Here is a 17696-nt window from a genome sequence, read left to right on the forward strand (position 1 = left end):
CGAACGCGGATGAAAGGCGTAACGGACAATCTTCTTTGCCTCGCCATCCTGATAACGGGCATTATGAGCCCAGTCCGCCCGGTGGCGGAAAGAGCCATCTCGCCTCGGCCATTGGCCTCGCCCTTATCGAGAATGGCTGGCGGGTGCTCTTCACCAGAACAACCGACCTCGTCCAGAAGCTTCAGGTCGCGCGCCGCGAACTCGGCCTCGAAGCCGCCATCAACCGACTCGACCGCTTCCACCTGCTGATCCTCGACGACCTCGCCTATGTCACCAAGGATCAGGCTGAGACCAGCGTGCTGTTCGAGCTCATCAGCGCCCGTTACGAGCGGCTTGCGCACGCGTGCGCCGTCGCGCTGCTTCGCGATCAACTTGAACGATGGCTGAAAAAAGTTCACGAACAGCCGCGCTGACTGGTAGAGCTTCGCTAGCAGCGTGGCGGCCTCCAGCCCCTCGAACCGACGATATCCGACCATCTTACGCACCACGGCGCCATTCGTCTGTTCGCGAACCAGTAGCGGCGCGCATTCCCTCCAGCCGGTCGCGATGTCGGTGAGCACGAGGATTTGGATGAAGCTGCCGCGAGCCGAAGGGCCGCTATGGGCGACGAGGTCCGCCTCAACGAACCCTGGCGCTGGATCGTCCCAATCCGCCGACGTTCTAAGGGGAAGCTCCGTCGCAGGGCGTGCGCCGCAGGCCGTCGTCTGGGACGCGTCCCAAGCCTTCTCGGATCGGTCCCAGCGTCCTGTCGATCGTGGGCGCGCTCATCGCCAGCAATTTGCCCCGGATTTTCGAGCGCGAGGTCAAAATGACCGTGCCGTTCCATCGCCTCGAGAAGGACGGGCAGCAACGCCTTCAGGCGCTTGCCACAGACGCGGTCAGACGCCTCCCACAGCAGTATAAGCGCATTGCGTTCCGCTTCATAATAAATCCGCGGCCGCGCTCGCCGGCCTGAAAACGGCCCCTCACGGCGCCGCAGCAGCCGCATCGCGTGCTTGCGGTGAAAGCCCGTGATGACGACGAACTCATCCAAAATTCTCGCCTTGTCCGCTCGCGTCGTAGCACGATAGCGCTCCGAAACCGCCGCAGTCAGTTCTTTCCTTGTCGCCATGCTCAGCCGTCCCATAATCGCCCCTGCTCATATCCCTCGGTAGGGAGCAACTTATGTGAGGCAACGGTTGAACATTCAGGCATTTTCGACGAGGCAATGCGGGTCTCTCCCAGATCGCCGCGCTATAAACGGGTGCCAACGGCTTCGATCCTCACCCTTGACTAGATTGGCAGCGATGTAGAGGGTTTTCCCGAGAGCTTAGTCTCGACCGTGCAAAGGCTGAGGGAAGGAACGGACGCTTGGACGAGCATGATCCGAAGGAAGAGCTGATTGAGACGATTTTCCGCAAAGGCACAATCACCGTCGTGGGCATCCTGCTTGCCTTTTCGCTCGGCTTCGTCACGCATTGGGCGGCGAACCCCATGCCATGGCGGCTCTGCGACCTGTCTGCCGTAGTGCCGATCCTGGTCGGCATCGCATTGCAGATGCGAGCGCTGTTCATGCTGCTCGACATGAGTTCGTTGCAGCGACCCATGCCAACCGAATCTTCATGGCGGGTCTCATCCTGACCGCATGCGGCGTCGGGCTGGCCATCCTGCTCGATGTCTTCGAGATGTCGGCGAAGGGTACGCTTCCCGGCGCTTGACGGCCTGCCGCGCTGCCGCTTCCCAAGCGGCGCCGGCTTTCTTCCCAAAGAGCCTCTTTGTCTTCTCTAGATTAGGTTAGGTCACCGACTCATTGTGCCGCAACCATATCCTGATCGAGGCGAGTTGGACTGATACGCGCGCGGCATGAGTGTGCGCGAGATCCGCGGGCATCTCGAAGAGCTCTACGGCATCGACGTGTCGCCGGACCTGATCTCGGCGGTGACCGACGCCGTCCTGGAGGAAGTTGGCGAATGGCAGGACCGGCCGCTGGAGGCCCGCTATGCGCTCCTCTTCTTCGACACCATCCGGGTCGAGGCTCACCGACCTTCACGTCAACACCTGGCTGCGTGACGCACGCGCGGCACGACCATCCGCTCCAATCATTTTCGTCGACTACTGGCCGACGCCATTTCTCGAAGGGACTGCCTTCGAACACGGAAGCAAAGAGATACGCCTGTTTCACGATCTCTACGTCCATGCCAACGGCCCATTCGGCGGGACACGCTTAGGCACCGGCTGGACGGTTTCCCCTGACCGAACCTCCGCGATTTTGGGATCGGGGATTCCAGAACTTTCTGGCCGATCCAGACGGCTTGTCTGCCGTGCTCGTGGAATTGAAGGTGCCCGTGAGTCGGTTTCTCCTTCCAAGGCGATGGTCGCGCTTCACGCGGCAATCGATGCCGGTCCTGAGGCAATTGGATTCGTACTGCCGCGCGGGTTTCTGCAGCAGACCCAGTATCATCAGCTTCGGAAACGACTTGCCGCAGCCTATGACCGCGTCGAGCTTGTGTCACTTCCGGACCGTGTCTTCGAGAAGGCCACCTATCCCTGCGCACTCGTGATCGCAACAGACCGCCGGCCGGCGGAAAGCTTGGCCCAAGCCAGTGAGGCTGCGGGTCAAGACAGTTGTGGATGCGGACCGAGAGCTGTTTCTTTCCGAGGGCTCCTTCACAGTCGAACGCCGAGCAATTCGGACGGCTCCAGATGGCGACCTCTGGATCGGTGAGCTCGATACGCTTTGGTCCTATCTTGAGGACGCTCCACGACTAGGTGATCATGCGGACATTGGTCGGGGGCTTCAATGGCGCTATCAGCGCTCTGGAGTGCTTAATGATCCCGGGCCCTTGCGTGAAAGGGGACTGTACAGGCCCGCCGACAGCCTTATGCCATTCCGTCTGACGAACCCGGTTTGGCTCAGCACGGACCCTGATCTCAGCCATCGGCTGGGTCCGCTCAGATGGCCCTGGAATAAGCCCAAGGTCCTGATCAACAATCAGCGTTCATCACGTGGTCCTTGGCGGCTTGCAGCGGCCCCGGACAACAGCGGGCGTTGGGCATCGCAGCAGTTCACCGGCATTTGGCCCAAGGGCGATTACGACGTGCAAGCGCTGGCGGCGATCTTGAATGGACCGCTCGCTAACGCGTTTGTCACCAAAAATTCGACGGACCACGACTTCACGAACGTCATGCTCGCGAGCAGGCCACTGCCGCGCAAGCTGTATACGATCGCGCTCAACGAAGCCGTGCGCGAATATCAGGCTCTGATCGATGAGACACTCAGCGCCCTGCTTTCACCAGGAAGCGACGACGTACGCCTGAACCAGCTGCTCATTTGGATCGATGCGCTCGTTCTCGAGGGCTATGGCTTGCCGCCGCGACTTGAGCGGGAGCTGTTCGGCTATTTCGGTGACCGCAAGCGGCCTGTGCCGCACGCGTTCTCCGGCTGGCTGCCACCGGACCTGAAGGGTTATGTGCCCCTCCATGAATGGCTGACTCGCGATCATGCTCCTAACCGAGGAGCCTGGGTGCTCGACGTGTTCAAACCTGCCCCGGCCGAGGAAAATGACGCGCTCTCCAGGTTCCTGGCCTGATGGAGCAGATCTTACTCGACACCAATTTCGTGTCCGTTCTGTTCGATCCACGTCGGCCCAATTTTGCTGCGGTTCAGACCTGCGCTCAGAACTTTGCTTCGACCGACCTCGTCTATCTGTCAGTCGTCGTTCTGGCAGAGTTGCGATGCCGGATGGAGGCTGCCCAGCGAGCCGAGCAGGATATTTTGCACATCCGTCAGACCCTGGCGGAGGCAGCCAATTATCCCTTTGCCGAAGTCGGCCGTCACACCGCCGAGGCGTATGGCGAGGTCAAGGCACGCCACGCAGAGCATTACCTGGACCTGTCGCGGCGCCCGCCGCGATGGCTTGAGAACTGGCAGGAGCGCGTTTCCGCGCAGACACTGCAGGTCGATGAGAACGATCTGTGGATCGTCGCCCAGGCGATCGAGCGCGACTATCTTCTCGTAACGAGCGACGAACGATTGGCGGATCGGTTCAGGCCAGCGATTTCCGAACTTCGCCTGCTGGTTGTCTAGACATATGGCCTTCATGAAGCATTGCCCGATCATTCTTCGTTGACGAGAATCCGCCAGCGTTGGGGTGAAGAACGGTTCCAGCGGATCTTTGAGCGCACTGTACAAGCCTGTATCGACGCCAGAATCGCCAAGGGCGAAGTCATTCATGTCGATGCTTCGCGAATCCGCGCCGACGTGCTGGGATAGCTTGGCGGTGCGCCATCTTGAGGCGGTGAGCTCCGCGAACACAGATGCGGAGGCAGCGATCAGAAAAAGCCGCAAGACAGGAAAGTTCAAGAAAGTATGCATCACCGATCCAGATGCCAGCGTGGCGACAGACGCCCGCAATCGCCGTCTGGATCCCGCCTACAAACAGCATACCATCGTCGATGATTTGCGCGGGGTGGTTCTCGATGTTGCCGTGACCACCGGGGAGATCAACGAGGGGCAGATGATGTGGTGCGGATCGATGCCGCTATGGAGGCGACCGGGCTATCTGTTAGCACCGTCAATGCCGATGCCGGTTATGCCTACGCGAAAGTGTTCGGAGCGTTCGAGCGTCGCGGCATTGATGCTTTGATCCCGGCCAAGGCAGAGCCGATCCGTAGCCCGGTCCCGCTTCGCCGCTTCCGTTACGATGCCAAGCACGACATACTGAAGTGTTCGCGGGGAAAGATCCTGCGTCCGATTAGGCCGGTGAAGCACGGCCGCTTCTTCTATTCGCGCTCCAGTGAGTGCGCCGATTGCGACCTGGCCTCCCTGTGTCTTTCCAAGGGGCGCGTCAACAAAGCGGTTGTTGTTGGTGATGACTATCCCGCACTGTTTGAGAGCGCGCAGGCGTCGAGAGCGATGGTCGGAGGAGGATCAACGTCTCTACCAACGCCACCGGCGGCGCTCGGAAGGCTTCCATGGCGAGGCGAAGAACCGGCACGGCCTCGCTCGACCGATCGGACGGGGCTCGGCAACATGAAAATCCAAGCCTACCTCACCGCAGCGGCGGTGAACCTGAAGAGGCTAGCGGCCGCTTTCTATGCCCTATTCGTGAGATTGTTGGTGCTAAGGCCGCCTCTGACGCTCGTTGAGGAACCCTGGGGAATATTCCGGCATCATAGCGTCGAAGCCAGCGCAGGCCCGGATCACACGCGGAAGGGCCGGCTTCTTCGCCAGCCCCTACGTGCACTTCCACAGGAACGCGCTCGATCACCTGCCGCCCCAAGCACGCGGACGATTGCCTGCAGGAACTCCGATGGCTTTACGATGGTGGGAGCGAGCCTTCATTACTGTCGCTAATGGCTGCATATCAACTGCACATATAAGGGTCTCAGAAAGATGCCTTATAGCCGTCTCATTGGAGACTCGATTTATCGAAGGACGCGGAGCCAGGCGGATGTCTCGGGACAATAAGGTCGTTTGGTCGGAAGGGTTATTCCTCCAGCCGCAACATTTCCAGCAAAACGACCGTTATGTCGAAAAGTTGGTGCGCAGCAGAACGGCCGTTTTGCATGGCTATGGTTGGGGCATTACCCAGCTCCGGCTCAATCGCGAGCTGCTTGGCTTGGGTAAGATCGCTATTGAAACAGCCTGTGGCGTTTTGCCGGACGGGACTCCGTTCAGCATTCCAGATGACGCCGACCAGCCCACTCCGTACGGGGTTCCGGGCCATCTCCGAGACTCGCTCATCCACTTGGCAGTATCCCTCTCTCAACCAGGGGCGGTGGAAACGACTGCGCGAGCAGAAATCGACGTCCCGACCCGCTTCGAGGTTGCAGTCCAAGATATTGTCGACACAAATGCGGGCGAGCGAGGCGGCGCCTCCATCGAGGTGGCGCGGCTGCGTTTTCAGCTTTTACCGGACGCAGCAAATCGCGCGGGGTTCGCCTGTCTTCCTATAGCCCGCCTAATTGAGGTCCGGGCCGACGGTCAAATCATTCTCGATGAGAACTACATCCCACCAACTCCTGACTGCGTCAGTTCCCCTGTCCTATCGAACTACGTGACCGAAATCACCGGCTTGCTTCACCATCGTGGTGAGGCGCTGGCTGCCCGGGTGTCGCAGTCGGGCACGCGCGGGGTGGCCGAGATTGCTGATTTCCTTCTGCTCCAGGCGATCAATCGTTATGAGCCCCACTTCAACTACCTTTCCAAAGTCGCAGGCGTGAACCCGGTAGGGCTGTATGGCCTCACGGTCCAGCTGGCTGGTGAGCTGGCCACGTTTTCGCGGGCCGAGAAGCGTCCCCCGTCCTTCGCCGGCTACAAGCACGACGCTCTGTCGCACACTTTTGCGCCGGTAATGAGCTCAATTCGATCCTCGCTAAGCACTGTGTTAGAACGGACGGCGGTACCGTTGCCGCTGCAGGAGTACAAATACGGTGTCCATCTCGCCGAGGTGCTTGACCGTTCGCTATTTACGACTGCGAGCTTCGTGCTAGCCGTGCGAGCCGATGTCGAGACCGAGCGGCTACAGCGCGAGTTTCCCACCCAAATTAAGATCGGTCCGGCTGAGAAGATCAAAGAGTTGGTCAATGTCGCGCTGCAGGGGATCAGCATCAACCGTCTTCCGGTCGCCCCACGGCAGATCCCCTTCCATGTCGGCGTCACTTACTTTGAGATCGATCAGCAGAACCGCCTCTGGAAGGACATGCCTCATTCCGCTGGTTTGGCGCTGCACGTGGCCGGTGATTTCCCAAATCTCGACATGGCACTCTGGGCCATTCGGTCCCAATAGCCACCATTCGGGAATGCGGGTTCAACATGCCACTGGTTCTACGTGTAACGAATACGGAAGCCGGCCTATCGGGTAAACGCGGCATAAGCTGGCTAATTGAGTCAGATGGCGGACTGTCGGTAGGCGTCTCCGAGGCCAATGGGTTTGTTCTGTCGGATGATCAGCAAACAGTCTCGACGCACCATTTCTCGATCAAACGTGCGGAGGGGAAATTCGTACTGATCGAGCGCAGCGGCAATGGGATATCGTTGAATGACGAGGCTAAGCCGCTGCCGTCGGACCTGCCTGTTATCTTGACGGCCGGTGATATCGTTCGAATTGGCGGGTACATGATCAAGGTCGATGCAGCTTCCATGGAGGATTCTGCCGAAGGCGAGCCGCGCACTGTAGGTTCGCTTGAGGCGTCGAATCTTCTGGGGGTGGTTGAGATGGCTCCTGCCACATCGGTTGGTAAGACCACTCGACTCGGGGAATTGTTCGTCGAGCCCTTCGATCGAGAGTTTCCGCCGTCGTCGTTCTTGGACGCTGAGCAAGACTTATCGCCAGCCGCCACGGGCGCCTGGCAGATAGACAGTTATCCAGATCATATACCGGACCAGGCCGGCATCTTCGTGCAGCCGGCGTCGTGCGTCGAGATCATCCCGGAGGATTGGGATCTTGCGACAGAGCTCACAGCCGAACCGGCGTCGACAATTGGGCCAAGCTTCACCGGGGTCAACGAAGACCCTCCTCTAGCAACCGGCCTGGTCCTGTCACCGCCGGCGCCTGAGCAGCCGTCTCGTTCGATGGTGGCTGGGCAGACCGATTCCGGCGGTCAATGTCATACTGCTATAGCGGCCTTTCTTGCCGCCTGTGGCCTATCTCTGGCAGATCTCGGACAAGCCGATATTTCAACCATCATGGATCGTGCGGGGCGGATGCTTCTGAATTCCTTCGTCGGTCTCAGCAGCACCGTCTCCGCTTGCGAGCACGCCCGGCAAGAATCCGGCCTTGAGTGTACGAGCACCGCGCAGCCCATCGAAAACACCCTGAAGTTCATGCTGAATGCCAAGGACGCCTTGCGCGCGGCTCTATGCGCCGGCATCCCGCGGCTTCTTTATGGAAACCTCGCCGTCGAGCAGGCCTTTGCTGACATCAAAGCGCATGAGGGTTCGAAGCTAACGGCACTGCACAAGGCTCTACTCAGTGTCCGTAAACGCCTCTGTCCTGAAGCGATTGAGGCCTCGGTTGTCCGGACCAGGAAGCTCTGGCCCGGCAGCCGAAAAGCCAGGCTTTGGGACGCGTACTGCCGAGTCTTCGATGCCGTCGTCTCCGACATCGAGACTGACACGCTTCGGAGCGTTGACGTCGAGTTTTGGCCTCCGGGTCGTGAGAACATCGCCAACGAGCACAAGGCACAAGCCATGAGAAAAGAGTCCGCCCAATGGAACCGGTAGCCATACCGACTGAGGGTACCGTCTTAAGTTCCGACCTTGCAGTCGGCCCTGGGCCTTCGGCTCTCTCGTCACCGCCGATGTCAGACCAGCCGTTCTGGGAAACGCTAACGCTTCACCGGCTCAGTCCACTGGTCGCGGCTGCGGCAGCGCTGTTGGGCCTCTGTGCTCACCTCAAGAGCAGTACGGATCAACTTGATGTCGAGGAGTTACGCCTGCGGGTGCTGCGAGGGATCGATGCATTCGATCGTCGGATAATGTCGCTCGGACTGCCGACGCGGACGATCAAGATCAGCAAATACGCTCTTTGTGCCACGATCGATGACATCGTTCTGAATACGGCTTGGGGTAGCCACAGCGTCTGGACAACACGAAGCATGGTCGGAACGTTGTTCTGCGAGACCTGGGGCGGCGACCGCTTTTTCGAGCTTCTAGAGCAAATGAAAAAAAACGCGGCAAACGACCTCGATCTGCTGGAGTTGCTCTACTACTGCATGCGGTTGGGCTTCGAAGGTCGCTTCCGGGTGACCGCGCGAGGAGCCTCCGAACTTAGCGTGCTGTGCGAAGACACGTACCGTCTGATTCGGGCAGCGCGCGGTGACTTCGAGCGTGACATATCCCCACACTGGCAAGAACGCGCCACAGCGCGGAGACCGTCCAGCAGATTCGTTGCATCTTGGGCCGCCGGCGCTTTCGGGGCAGTAGCCCTCCTGTCGCTCTATACCGGGCTATTATTTGCACTCGATGGCCAGTCGGATGCGGTCGTCGCCAAGCTGGAAACTCTACCGCCGCGTGGAGCGGTCAGCTTGGCGAGGACCGCAGCGCCGTCCCCAATCCCGATGAGTGGCGATCGACTGCGTCGCTTTTTAGGCGCCGAAATCCACGATGGATTGGTCGCTGTCACCGAGGATGCGCAGCAGATTCTGGTTACCATCCGTGCCTCAGGGATGTTCGACTCCGCAAGTTCGATCGTGAAGGATTCGTTCGTGCCGCTTTTTCTGCGGATTGGGCGAGCGCTGAACGAGCAGCCAGGGGCGGTTCTTTTGACCGGACACACAGACTCGATGCCGATCCAATCTCGTGCCTATCCTTCCAACCAAGACCTCTCAATGGCGCGTGCCAAGGCAGCGGCTGAGACTATCAGATCGACGATGAGTGAGCCGGGCCACGTGCGGGAAGAGGGCAGAGGGAGCGGAGAACCGATCGCTGCGAACCAGACGCCGGAAGGCCGCGCCAAGAACCGCCGGATCGAAATCATAATCACGAAGCCAAACTGAGAGTAGCCCATGCAGTCATTCAAGAGAGCGCTCCAGGGCAAATGGCTCGGTATCGCAGCAGTCGCCCTGGTGAGTGCTGTAATCTTTATTTTTGGACGGCACCTCTCAATTGGAGGGTACATCCCTCTTGACAGCCTTGGTGAGCAACTTGCGGCGTCAACGTTAATGCCGATCGCCTACGTCGTGATGTACATGATCCAGGGCAACGTTGAAGACTTTTTCCTTACACGACTGTCCGGCACACTGGACGGGATCCGGACAAAGCACAAAGAGGCGGATGGTGCAGGATCGACTTCTTCCGATTGGGGGGGAGCGCGAGCCAGCGCCGCTGCCGAAGCAGAGCTTGAGGCCATGTCAGCTCGCTTTCGCGGAACCCGTATCACGCTAAAGCGGCTTCATCGTCACGGCGTTCTCGGCAAGCGGTGGCTCGATCAACTGCCGTGGTACGTGATTATTGGTTCGCCCGGATCGGGAAAATCCACTGCCCTTGCCAATTCCGGCCTCAGCTTCCCATTGGCGGAAAAACTCAGCCGGAAATCGGTCGGCGTGGTCAAGGCCACCCGCAATTGTGATTGGTGGTTCACCGATGACGCCGTACTCATCGACACTCCCGGATACTACGTGATTCAGAAGCGCAACCTGGAACAGGACAAAGCGGTATGGCAGGGCTTCCTTCGCCTCCTCAGCCGCAGCCGTCGGCGCCAGCCGCTGAGCGGGGTGTTGGTATCAATCGCGATAAACGAGCTGAGTTTGTCATCCGAGGAGGAACTCTTCGATCACGCCAGATGCATCCGGCAGCGGATCCTTGATCTCTATCGAGAACTCGGATTGCGGCTGCCGATTTATATATTGCTCACCAAGAGCGATCTAATTGCGGGATTTAATGAGTTCTTTGACGACCTTGGCCGCGAGGGGCGCGAGGCCGTGTGGGGCTTCACTTTCGCGCAAGAGTCATCGAAAAGTGAAGACGATCCGATGGAATCTTACGCAGCAGAATATGACACACTCGTCGGGCGCCTCAATGACAGGCTGCTTGAACGACTGCAGCAAGAGAGCAACATCCACCGTCGCGCGCTTGTGTTCGGCTTCCCACAGCAGGTCGCGAGCCTCAAGCATCTATCCTATCAGTTTCTGCAGGAGGCCTTCGCTCGCAACGCCTACGAGGATCCGATCTTGCTCCGCGGCATCTACTTCGTGAGCGGAATGCAGGTGGGTGCGCCCTTTGATCGCATTGCGGGAGCCAGGTCTCGGACCTTCGGCATCTCTCTGCCGGCCACCCCTATTTCACCCGACCAGAAGCGTAGTTATTTCATCACTCGTTTGCTTCGCCAGGTCGTCTTCGCAAACGCTGGACTTGTTGAAGCCCATCCCCGTGTCGAACGGCGCCAGCGGTGGCTTCGATATGGCTTGTGTGCGACAATCGCGGCAGCTATGGCCACAGCGGCTGCCTTCTTGATAGTCAGCTACAATCGCAATGTCCACTTGATGGAAGGGGCTCGTCTAGCGGTCAGCAGCTATGCCAAGGAAGCGGGGAGACTCCGCCTTCACCGGGTAGACAGTAGCGATCTCCGACCAGTTCTGCCGCTGCTGGATCGGCTACGCGCCATGAAGACCGACTATAACGAAGCCGCCAGAGCGGACAACAACTTCTCCGGATTAGATCTAGATCAAGGTGAAAACCTTCGGATACGAGCGCATGCGGCCTATCGCCGGGGCCTAAGGACGATCTTGCTGCCGCGCCTAGTTTTCCGACTGGAGACACTACTGGCGGCACACCAGGACGATCCTGCGTTCCTCTATCAGGGGCTGAAAATTTATCTGATGCTTGGGGGACGTGGACCGTTCCAGCCCGGGGACATCAATGAGTGGATGACCCTCGACTGGAAAGTGCTGTTTCCGGCTGAGGCCGATGCCGCCCTTCGCCGGTCGCTGGCCGATCACCTCGATGCCCTCTTGGAGAACCCGCTGCCAGGTATCAGCCTCAATAGCGAACTGATCGAAAAGAGCCGCGCAAAACTCCAGGCCCTCTCGATGCCGCGTCGTGTGCTTAACATCATCACAAACGGTACTCAGGCCGCCAACTTACCAACCTGGCGTCTATCCGACCACGCCGGACCGATGGCGGGGGACGTCCTGACGCGCAAATCAGGACAGCCGCTCAACACTGGCATCGCCGGTATTTACACCCGAGCCGGTTTCCATGGGACATTCCTGCGCCTACTGCCACGGGTAGCAGACGCGATTGCTGCAGAAGGTTGGATTCTTGGCGACCAGGCGACTACTTCCACAGGTGAAGCGGAAGAGACGCTGCGACGTGCGGCGATGGACCTTTACTTTCAGGAGTTTGCGTTCGGTTGGGACGAACTCATTAATGACATTTCGCTGCGGCCAATGGCGAGTATCGATGACGCTTTGCGAACGTTGAACGCGCTTTCAGCACCCACCTCGCCTATGCGCTTATTCCTCGCCGCAGCGGCACAGGAGACCAAGCTCGGCGAACCGCCCGAGCCCGATACGCCGACTGAAGCTAAAGGCACTGCTCAGAAGGAACCATCGGCAAGCGACCTTCAGGCAATCTTCCGATCGCCGCCTGTCGCCGACACTCCTGAAGGCCATGGCCAGCTCCACACGGATGTGCATTTTCAATGGCTACACCAACTTGTCGATGTGCCGCCAAACAGCCCCCCAGGCGCTCAAGCGCCGATCGACAGCGCTGTAAGTGATCTTGCTGCTCTTTACAAATCGATTGGTGAGGTGCAGGGCCTCGCCGGCTCACACTCATTGGCGAAGGGTCATGAAACCGCTATCGCGATCCGCAAAATCGAAGCGGGAGCCGCCAATCTGCCGTCACCCATTCAGCAATGGATCGTGAGCGTGGGCCGGTTCAGCTCGAAACTGTCCATGATCGAGGCAAAGCGTCATGTCGCTAGCGTGTGGGCAGATGGTGCTGGCGACTTATGCCGGCGGGCAATTGATGGGCGGTATCCCTTCGACCGCAAATCCCGTCGAGACGTTCCTTTAGGAGATTTCGCTCGGCTGTTCAGCCCGGACGGGGTTATCGACACGTTTTTTGCGCAGCACTTGGCTCACCATGTTGTTAGGTCCGCGGGCCCGTGGAAGGTACAGTCCACGGGAAGCGTCGATTTACCCATCGACCGAGAGGCCTTGGCACAGTTCAAGCGAGCAGCCGCAATTCGGGACTCTATGTTCAAGGATGCCGGCGGTCAGCCGTCAATCGAGTTTCTGCTAACCGTCGCTGATACCGATCGGTCGACCGACGAGGTGGTGGTGGAGATCGACGGCCAGCAAATCACGCAGCGACGAGGAGCATACGAACCTGTGCGCATCCGTTGGCCCACGCTCGGCGGCCTCGGTGGCGCTTCGGTCACTTTCAACGGCTTCGAGCGTGCTGCCATTTCGAAGGTGGGCCCCTGGGCGTTGTTTCGGCTATTGGACGAGGGGAAGGCGCTTCCTCAAGAAGGGACCGACGAGGTTTATGTACGGATAGCGGCTGGCCGCCACTGGGCGACATTCATCCTCCAGGCCGACAACCTGACCAACCCGCTGTCTCGAACTATGCTATCGCGATTCCGATGCCCACAAATCTGAGGAGGCCCACTGTTGCTGCCGCACGTACGTCCTGCCGCTCAAACGGAGAGGTGCTACCACAGGCAGATTTCATCTGCACGACCCTCCACCGAGGCTGCCGAAAGATCAAATGCGGATGGGACTTGCAGGTCCCACGGCGGATGCCATGCAGGCGGACTGACGTCGTTTTTCGCCTCTCCGGCATGCCGCTGGTTTCCGCTAATCTTTTTCAGCAGGCCATCGAACGACTCGTGAAAGACAGCAACGCCAAATCAGGATTTACCAGCGGGACGGTCGTGCTCAAATCCCGATCGAAGCTTTGACCTGCCTGAGCTTCAAATGCCGTTGACAGACGCCCTTTCGTCCATCCTTCAACGTAATTCAATCTACGACAACCAATGTGGAGACATATAATGAGCCAAGTACATAGTGCACAAACGGCGCAGCGGTTCTTGTCCGTGATGAGGAGCACCCAAGCCAAAGAAGGACTGGAATTCTGCTTTGCCGTTGGCACAATCGTTATTACCGGCGAGAAGAAGCCGGTGGTTTTAGTGCGGAAGAAAGGCCTGACAAGCCTGCGGCGAACTCTGGAAGATATGCGCTATAAAACTCCCAAAGGTGTTCAGGAACCCATTGACTTCAAGTTTCTGAGATCTGGTACAGGGAGGATGAACCAAGAGGGCGTCATTGTCGTACGGCTGGCCAAGGGAGGCATGGCCAAATTTATGGCGATCAAGACGCAAATGAGGCGTTATTTCAAGGACCTGAGAGTAAGCCTTCCGGATATACAGGAGGCTGAACCCCTGAGTGAAGAAGACCTCAATCGATTTGAAATAGCAGCCCAGGCGAACTCTGACGACCTGCCTTCAGATGACAATCAGGAAGTCGTCAAAGAGGACCTGGCGGAAGGCGCTGCGGAAGCTCTCTCTGAAGGACTGAAGCAAACAATAGCCACTTCGGCAGCGTCAATCGCAGCTCACTCAAACCGTATCAGTCGGCAAACGGGGTTAATGCAAACCGCCGAGCTGGGGCCATTGACTAAGAAAATCGCCGATTGGCTCAAGGCGATACTGACCGCAACGCCGTTTGAAGAGCGGGAAAATGCCCTCCACAACTTCACTTGCCGGCTGCTATTGATGCTGGCCTACGACGACAATCGGAGAAATCTCCAATATGTGGACGAGGCACCCGATGACGACGAGATCCAAACGGATCGCCCAGCGAAGCCGGACGAAGCAGGCGTGGACGACGACGCTGAGCGTGAAACGATCATCATAGGTGGGATCAATCTCGACCGTGTTGCGACAGACCCGGTTCATCAAGACGAGGTCGTAGAAACCCTGTTTCGGATGACCAAGGCAGAGGCACAAGAGCGACGGCTTTCTTATCCTCTGGAAAACGCGAGTTCCGACAGAATCGCCATGATGGTGTCATCGCAATGGCCCAAAGAAGAAGCCTATGCTGCAAACAAGCGCGAGATTTTGGAGCGTCTGATTGCCGTGTTGGAGCAGCGGCTCCGCAATGACGATCAGCTGATCGCCGTGCTTGGGCTCAAGAAGACGGATAAGCTGGAAGGGGATTTCCTCGCGTCCGTTCGGAGCATCAAAGATAAATGGCAAGCGCGCCTCGACGACGCGCTGGTGCATTGGGAGGAGACGAAGAGCAAAATCAACGAGAAGTACGATGTAAAAGCCCGTGGAGGGACATGGAATCAGATCGACGAGCTCTTCCAGGAGATCAATAAAGCGGTCGCGGACGAGCTTGCTGACATAACTAGGCAAGGGGCCGAGGCAAGGTTTGATGCGATCGAGCGCGGTGAAGCGATTATCGAATCCGTCCTCCAATACATCGACGGAAGCGAATACATCCAACTGCTTGACAACCCTCCGGCGGTCTTCGCTCCGATCACGATCGGGAATACGCTGCGGGACGGAATTGGTAATGTCGGCAGCGAGCTGAAGCGCATCAAAGCCTCTCTCCCTGCACCCGCACCGGCCGCATAGCCGCTCGAGGTAACGCCCTGCGCGTGTTCAACTGACCGAAGACACAGGAAATCGTGATGATCCCAAAGAACGGTGACTCCGGTCCGGACACGTGGGCTTTCCCGGTGGCCATTGACAGGTCTTAGTCTGCCGTCCGCCGACCCCGGTGGACAGGGACAGCATGATCGGATTGGCTGTTAGCACCCGGTGAGGACCGACTTGTTTGTGAGGAGGTGAAGCGCTGTGGTCGTGGTTGAATTCCATGACCACGATGCAAGCAGCGAGGATAGCCACGTGTCCATTCATCGGATGGAGATTGTGAGTGGGACAGGCCGGCGTCGGAGTTGGTCGACGGCGCTGAAGGAGCAGCTTGTCTCAGAAACGCTGGAGCCCGGGGTCACGGTGACCGAGGTGGCGCGCCGCCATGATCTCGATCGGTCGCTGATTTATCGCTGGCGTAGCGCCTTTGGGGTGAGGCGCGCTCGTGCGGCCGGCGCCTTTCTGCCGGTTGAAGTCGTCGAGGACGCCGCGGCAGCGACAGAATCTTCGCCACCAAGGAATGACCAGTGCTCCTTCGCCGGGTACGGAGCGGATCGAGATCGAGTTCTCTGATGGTTCTCTCGTGCGGGTCGACAGTCAGGTCGACGACAACGCTCTTGCCCGTGTTCTGCGGGTTCTGGCGCGCCAGGATGCAGATTCCGAGGCATGCCGCCCCCTGATTCCGAAATTATTCCGCCCCCGTGAGAGGTGGATGGGTTGGGCCCGGGTGCTCTGCCGGTTGAAGGTTCTCTCCCTTTGGGTTGCCGAGGAAAGGACCGAGATGGCGGCGGAGAGACTGAGCATGCGGCGTGTCCGCGAGATTTTGCGATATCGATTTTCGGAGGAGCTTGGCCACAAGGCGATCTCTTATCGGGTGGGTGCAGCGCCCTCGACGGTGCGCGAGACGCTGCGGTGTGCGGAGGCGGCAGGACTTTCCTGGCCGCTTGACGAGGAGGTCAGCGGCGGGGTTCTGGAGGTCGCGCTCTACAAAGCGGTGGGCACGAAGACGGGCCGTCGCCGCGCGCCGGAGCCGCGGACTGGGCGGAGGTCCACCGGGAGCTGAAGCGTAAGCATGTGACGCTGCAGGTCCTCTGGGACGAATACATCGAGCGCCACCCGGACGGTTACCGCTACAGCCGTTTCTGCGACCTCTACCGGGGCTGGGCGGCCAATCGCCGGTCACGATGCGGCAGAACCATGGTGCCGGGGAGAAGCTGTTCGTCGACTATGCCGGCGACACGGTCCCGGTGGTTATCGACCGGCGGACCGGCAAGACGCGAGCGGCGCATCTGTTCGTGGCGGTGCTGGGGGCATCGAGCCTGTCCTATGCGGAGGCACACTGGAGCGAGACGCTGGCGGACTGGCTGGAATGCCGCGTCCATGCGCTGGAGACCTTCGGCGGCGCGCCGCCGCTGCTTGTTCCCGACAACGCCTAGGTTGCCGTGATCAAGGCCTGCCTCTACCATCCGCAGGTCAACCGCTCCTATGCCGAGATGGCGATGCATTACGGCAGGTCGGTGCTACCGACGCGCCCGCGGGAGCTTCATGAAAACACTGAAGCAGGAAGAAGTGCAAGGCCTCACTTACAAGGACGCGGCCGACGCCCACACACGCATCGGGGCCTTCATCGAAACCATATACAATCACAGCGGCTGCACTCGGCGCTCGACTATTTAACCCCGGAGGAATACGAACAGAAGCATTCACGCAGACGACAGATGGAAAAGGCCGCATAAGCTTAACACGGAAACTGTCCGCCATTTTCTCTGTCTCAGTCTAGGGGTGCACTCCACTATTGTCCGCGACTTAGCGGAATCGTTGTCGGGTTTTTGCGAAGTGCGCAGCTGAAGCACATCTCGCCGCTGAGTTGGGAGCACATCAACTGACCGGCACTTGGGATGCAGAGCATCAAATGCCTGAAGGCTCCCGGTCGCTCAGACATCCAACCCCAATCCGTCGAGCGGCATAGGGTTCACGATCCGTTCGCTCTTAGCGCAAGATTTTGAACTGCTCTTGTCCTGATCCTTACTGCGAACTATCTCTTCGAGGCGGCCAGTGTGCTGCTACATCGAACGAGGCGCTAGTGTGGCTGAAGGCCTGGGGGCTGCGACTGGCCAAACGCAATGGCATGAAGAAGGCGCAGGTCGCCGTCGCCCGCAAACTGGCCGTCATCCTGCACTGCATCTGGGTCGATGAACTTCAGTTCCAGTGGGGCAAGGAGCCGGCCTGACCGTAACATTCTCCCGAGATCGCAGGGCTGACCCAGGCCTGTGATGTCCCGCCGGGACGGTGTTGTGGTGACCTCCTTCAATCGGCTGCGGCTCCAAAACCGCGCTGCGCACGTTGAGGCATCCGACCCGAACATCATCATGAGGCCATGACCTCGAAAATGACCATGACCCCGGCACGGACACAGGCTTGACTAGGTTCCGCAATTAAAGGGCCGATTGACATACTGGGCCTATTAGTCATTCCGGAGCTGGGCCGACACCGCCTTGAACGCCGCCCTCCTGGCGATATCGCTCTTTGCGGCGCCGACGATTATGGCGGCATCCGCGGCGCTGAGATCGGAATGGGCCGCCTTCAGCGCGTCCGCCCAGGCTCCGT

Annotated in this window: 9 protein-coding genes and 7 pseudogenes; 15 read left to right on the forward strand and 1 reads right to left on the reverse strand. The window is 59.1% G+C overall.

Translation table 11 applies throughout. The annotated features are described in order from the left end of the window. Positions 1-74: 74 nt before the first annotated feature. Positions 75-332: pseudogene (locus tag AC0L17_RS32075) on the forward strand (ATP-binding protein); the annotation flags it as partial. Here AC0L17_RS32075 and AC0L17_RS32080 read toward each other — a convergent pair. Further along, a pseudogene (locus AC0L17_RS32080) lies at positions 333-1126 on the reverse strand (ISNCY family transposase); the annotation flags it as partial. A gap of 224 nt (positions 1127-1350) precedes the next feature. Between AC0L17_RS32080 and AC0L17_RS32085 the strand changes: the two are divergent. The 14 genes and pseudogenes from AC0L17_RS32085 to AC0L17_RS32150 all read left to right on the forward strand — a co-directional run. Beyond that, positions 1351-1620: a hypothetical protein gene (locus AC0L17_RS32085; RefSeq protein WP_473518703.1), complete on the forward strand. Its 270-nt coding sequence runs from the start codon at positions 1351-1353 to the stop codon at positions 1618-1620. A 210-nt stretch (positions 1621-1830) separates the two neighbouring features. Beyond that, positions 1831-2013, forward strand: a pseudogene (locus AC0L17_RS32090) (transposase); the annotation flags it as partial. Positions 2014-2861: 848 nt separating this feature from the next. Continuing rightward, entirely contained in the window at positions 2862-3569 is a 708-nt protein-coding gene (locus AC0L17_RS32095; protein ID WP_473518704.1) for a hypothetical protein, read from the forward strand. Continuing rightward, positions 3569-4066 (forward strand): type II toxin-antitoxin system VapC family toxin, encoded by a 498-nt coding sequence (locus AC0L17_RS32100; protein WP_473518705.1) that lies wholly within the window; start codon positions 3569-3571, stop codon positions 4064-4066. Before AC0L17_RS32095 ends, AC0L17_RS32100 begins: the two co-directional genes overlap by 1 nt. Positions 4067-4069: 3 nt before the next feature. Then, positions 4070-5134: pseudogene (locus AC0L17_RS32105) on the forward strand (transposase); the annotation flags it as partial. An 82-nt stretch (positions 5135-5216) separates the two neighbouring features. Next, a pseudogene (locus tag AC0L17_RS32110) lies at positions 5217-5304 on the forward strand (transposase); the annotation flags it as partial. Between the two features lie 128 nt (positions 5305-5432). After that, the gene (gene tssK, locus AC0L17_RS32115; RefSeq protein WP_473518706.1) at positions 5433-6770 is read left to right on the forward strand and encodes a type VI secretion system baseplate subunit TssK; all 1338 of its coding nucleotides are present in this window, start codon (positions 5433-5435) and stop codon (positions 6768-6770) included. A gap of 26 nt (positions 6771-6796) precedes the next feature. Next, a complete protein-coding gene (gene tagH / locus AC0L17_RS32120) occupies positions 6797-8206 on the forward strand; it encodes a type VI secretion system-associated FHA domain protein TagH (RefSeq protein ID WP_473518707.1) in 1410 nt (469 codons plus the stop codon). A gap of 77 nt (positions 8207-8283) precedes the next feature. Next, on the forward strand, positions 8284-9480 hold the full coding sequence (gene icmH / locus AC0L17_RS32125) for a type IVB secretion system protein IcmH/DotU (RefSeq protein WP_473518708.1): 1197 nt from the start codon (positions 8284-8286) through the stop codon (positions 9478-9480). A 9-nt stretch (positions 9481-9489) separates the two neighbouring features. After that, the gene (tssM, locus tag AC0L17_RS32130) at positions 9490-13089 is read left to right on the forward strand and encodes a type VI secretion system membrane subunit TssM (protein ID WP_473518709.1); all 3600 of its coding nucleotides are present in this window, start codon (positions 9490-9492) and stop codon (positions 13087-13089) included. 392 nt (positions 13090-13481) lie between these two features. Continuing rightward, complete coding sequence (locus AC0L17_RS32135; protein WP_473518710.1) at positions 13482-15071, forward strand: hypothetical protein; 1590 nt, start codon at positions 13482-13484, stop codon at positions 15069-15071. Positions 15072-15359: 288 nt separating this feature from the next. Then, a complete protein-coding gene (gene tnpA / locus AC0L17_RS32140; protein ID WP_473518714.1) occupies positions 15360-15662 on the forward strand; it encodes an IS66-like element accessory protein TnpA in 303 nt (100 codons plus the stop codon). 229 nt (positions 15663-15891) lie between these two features. Beyond that, positions 15892-16666: pseudogene (gene istA / locus AC0L17_RS32145) on the forward strand (IS21 family transposase); the annotation flags it as partial. A 462-nt stretch (positions 16667-17128) separates the two neighbouring features. Then, positions 17129-17319, forward strand: a pseudogene (locus AC0L17_RS32150) (IS110 family RNA-guided transposase); the annotation flags it as partial. Positions 17320-17696 lie beyond the last annotated feature (377 nt).

This window comes from Mesorhizobium sp. WSM4829, assembly GCF_055811475.1.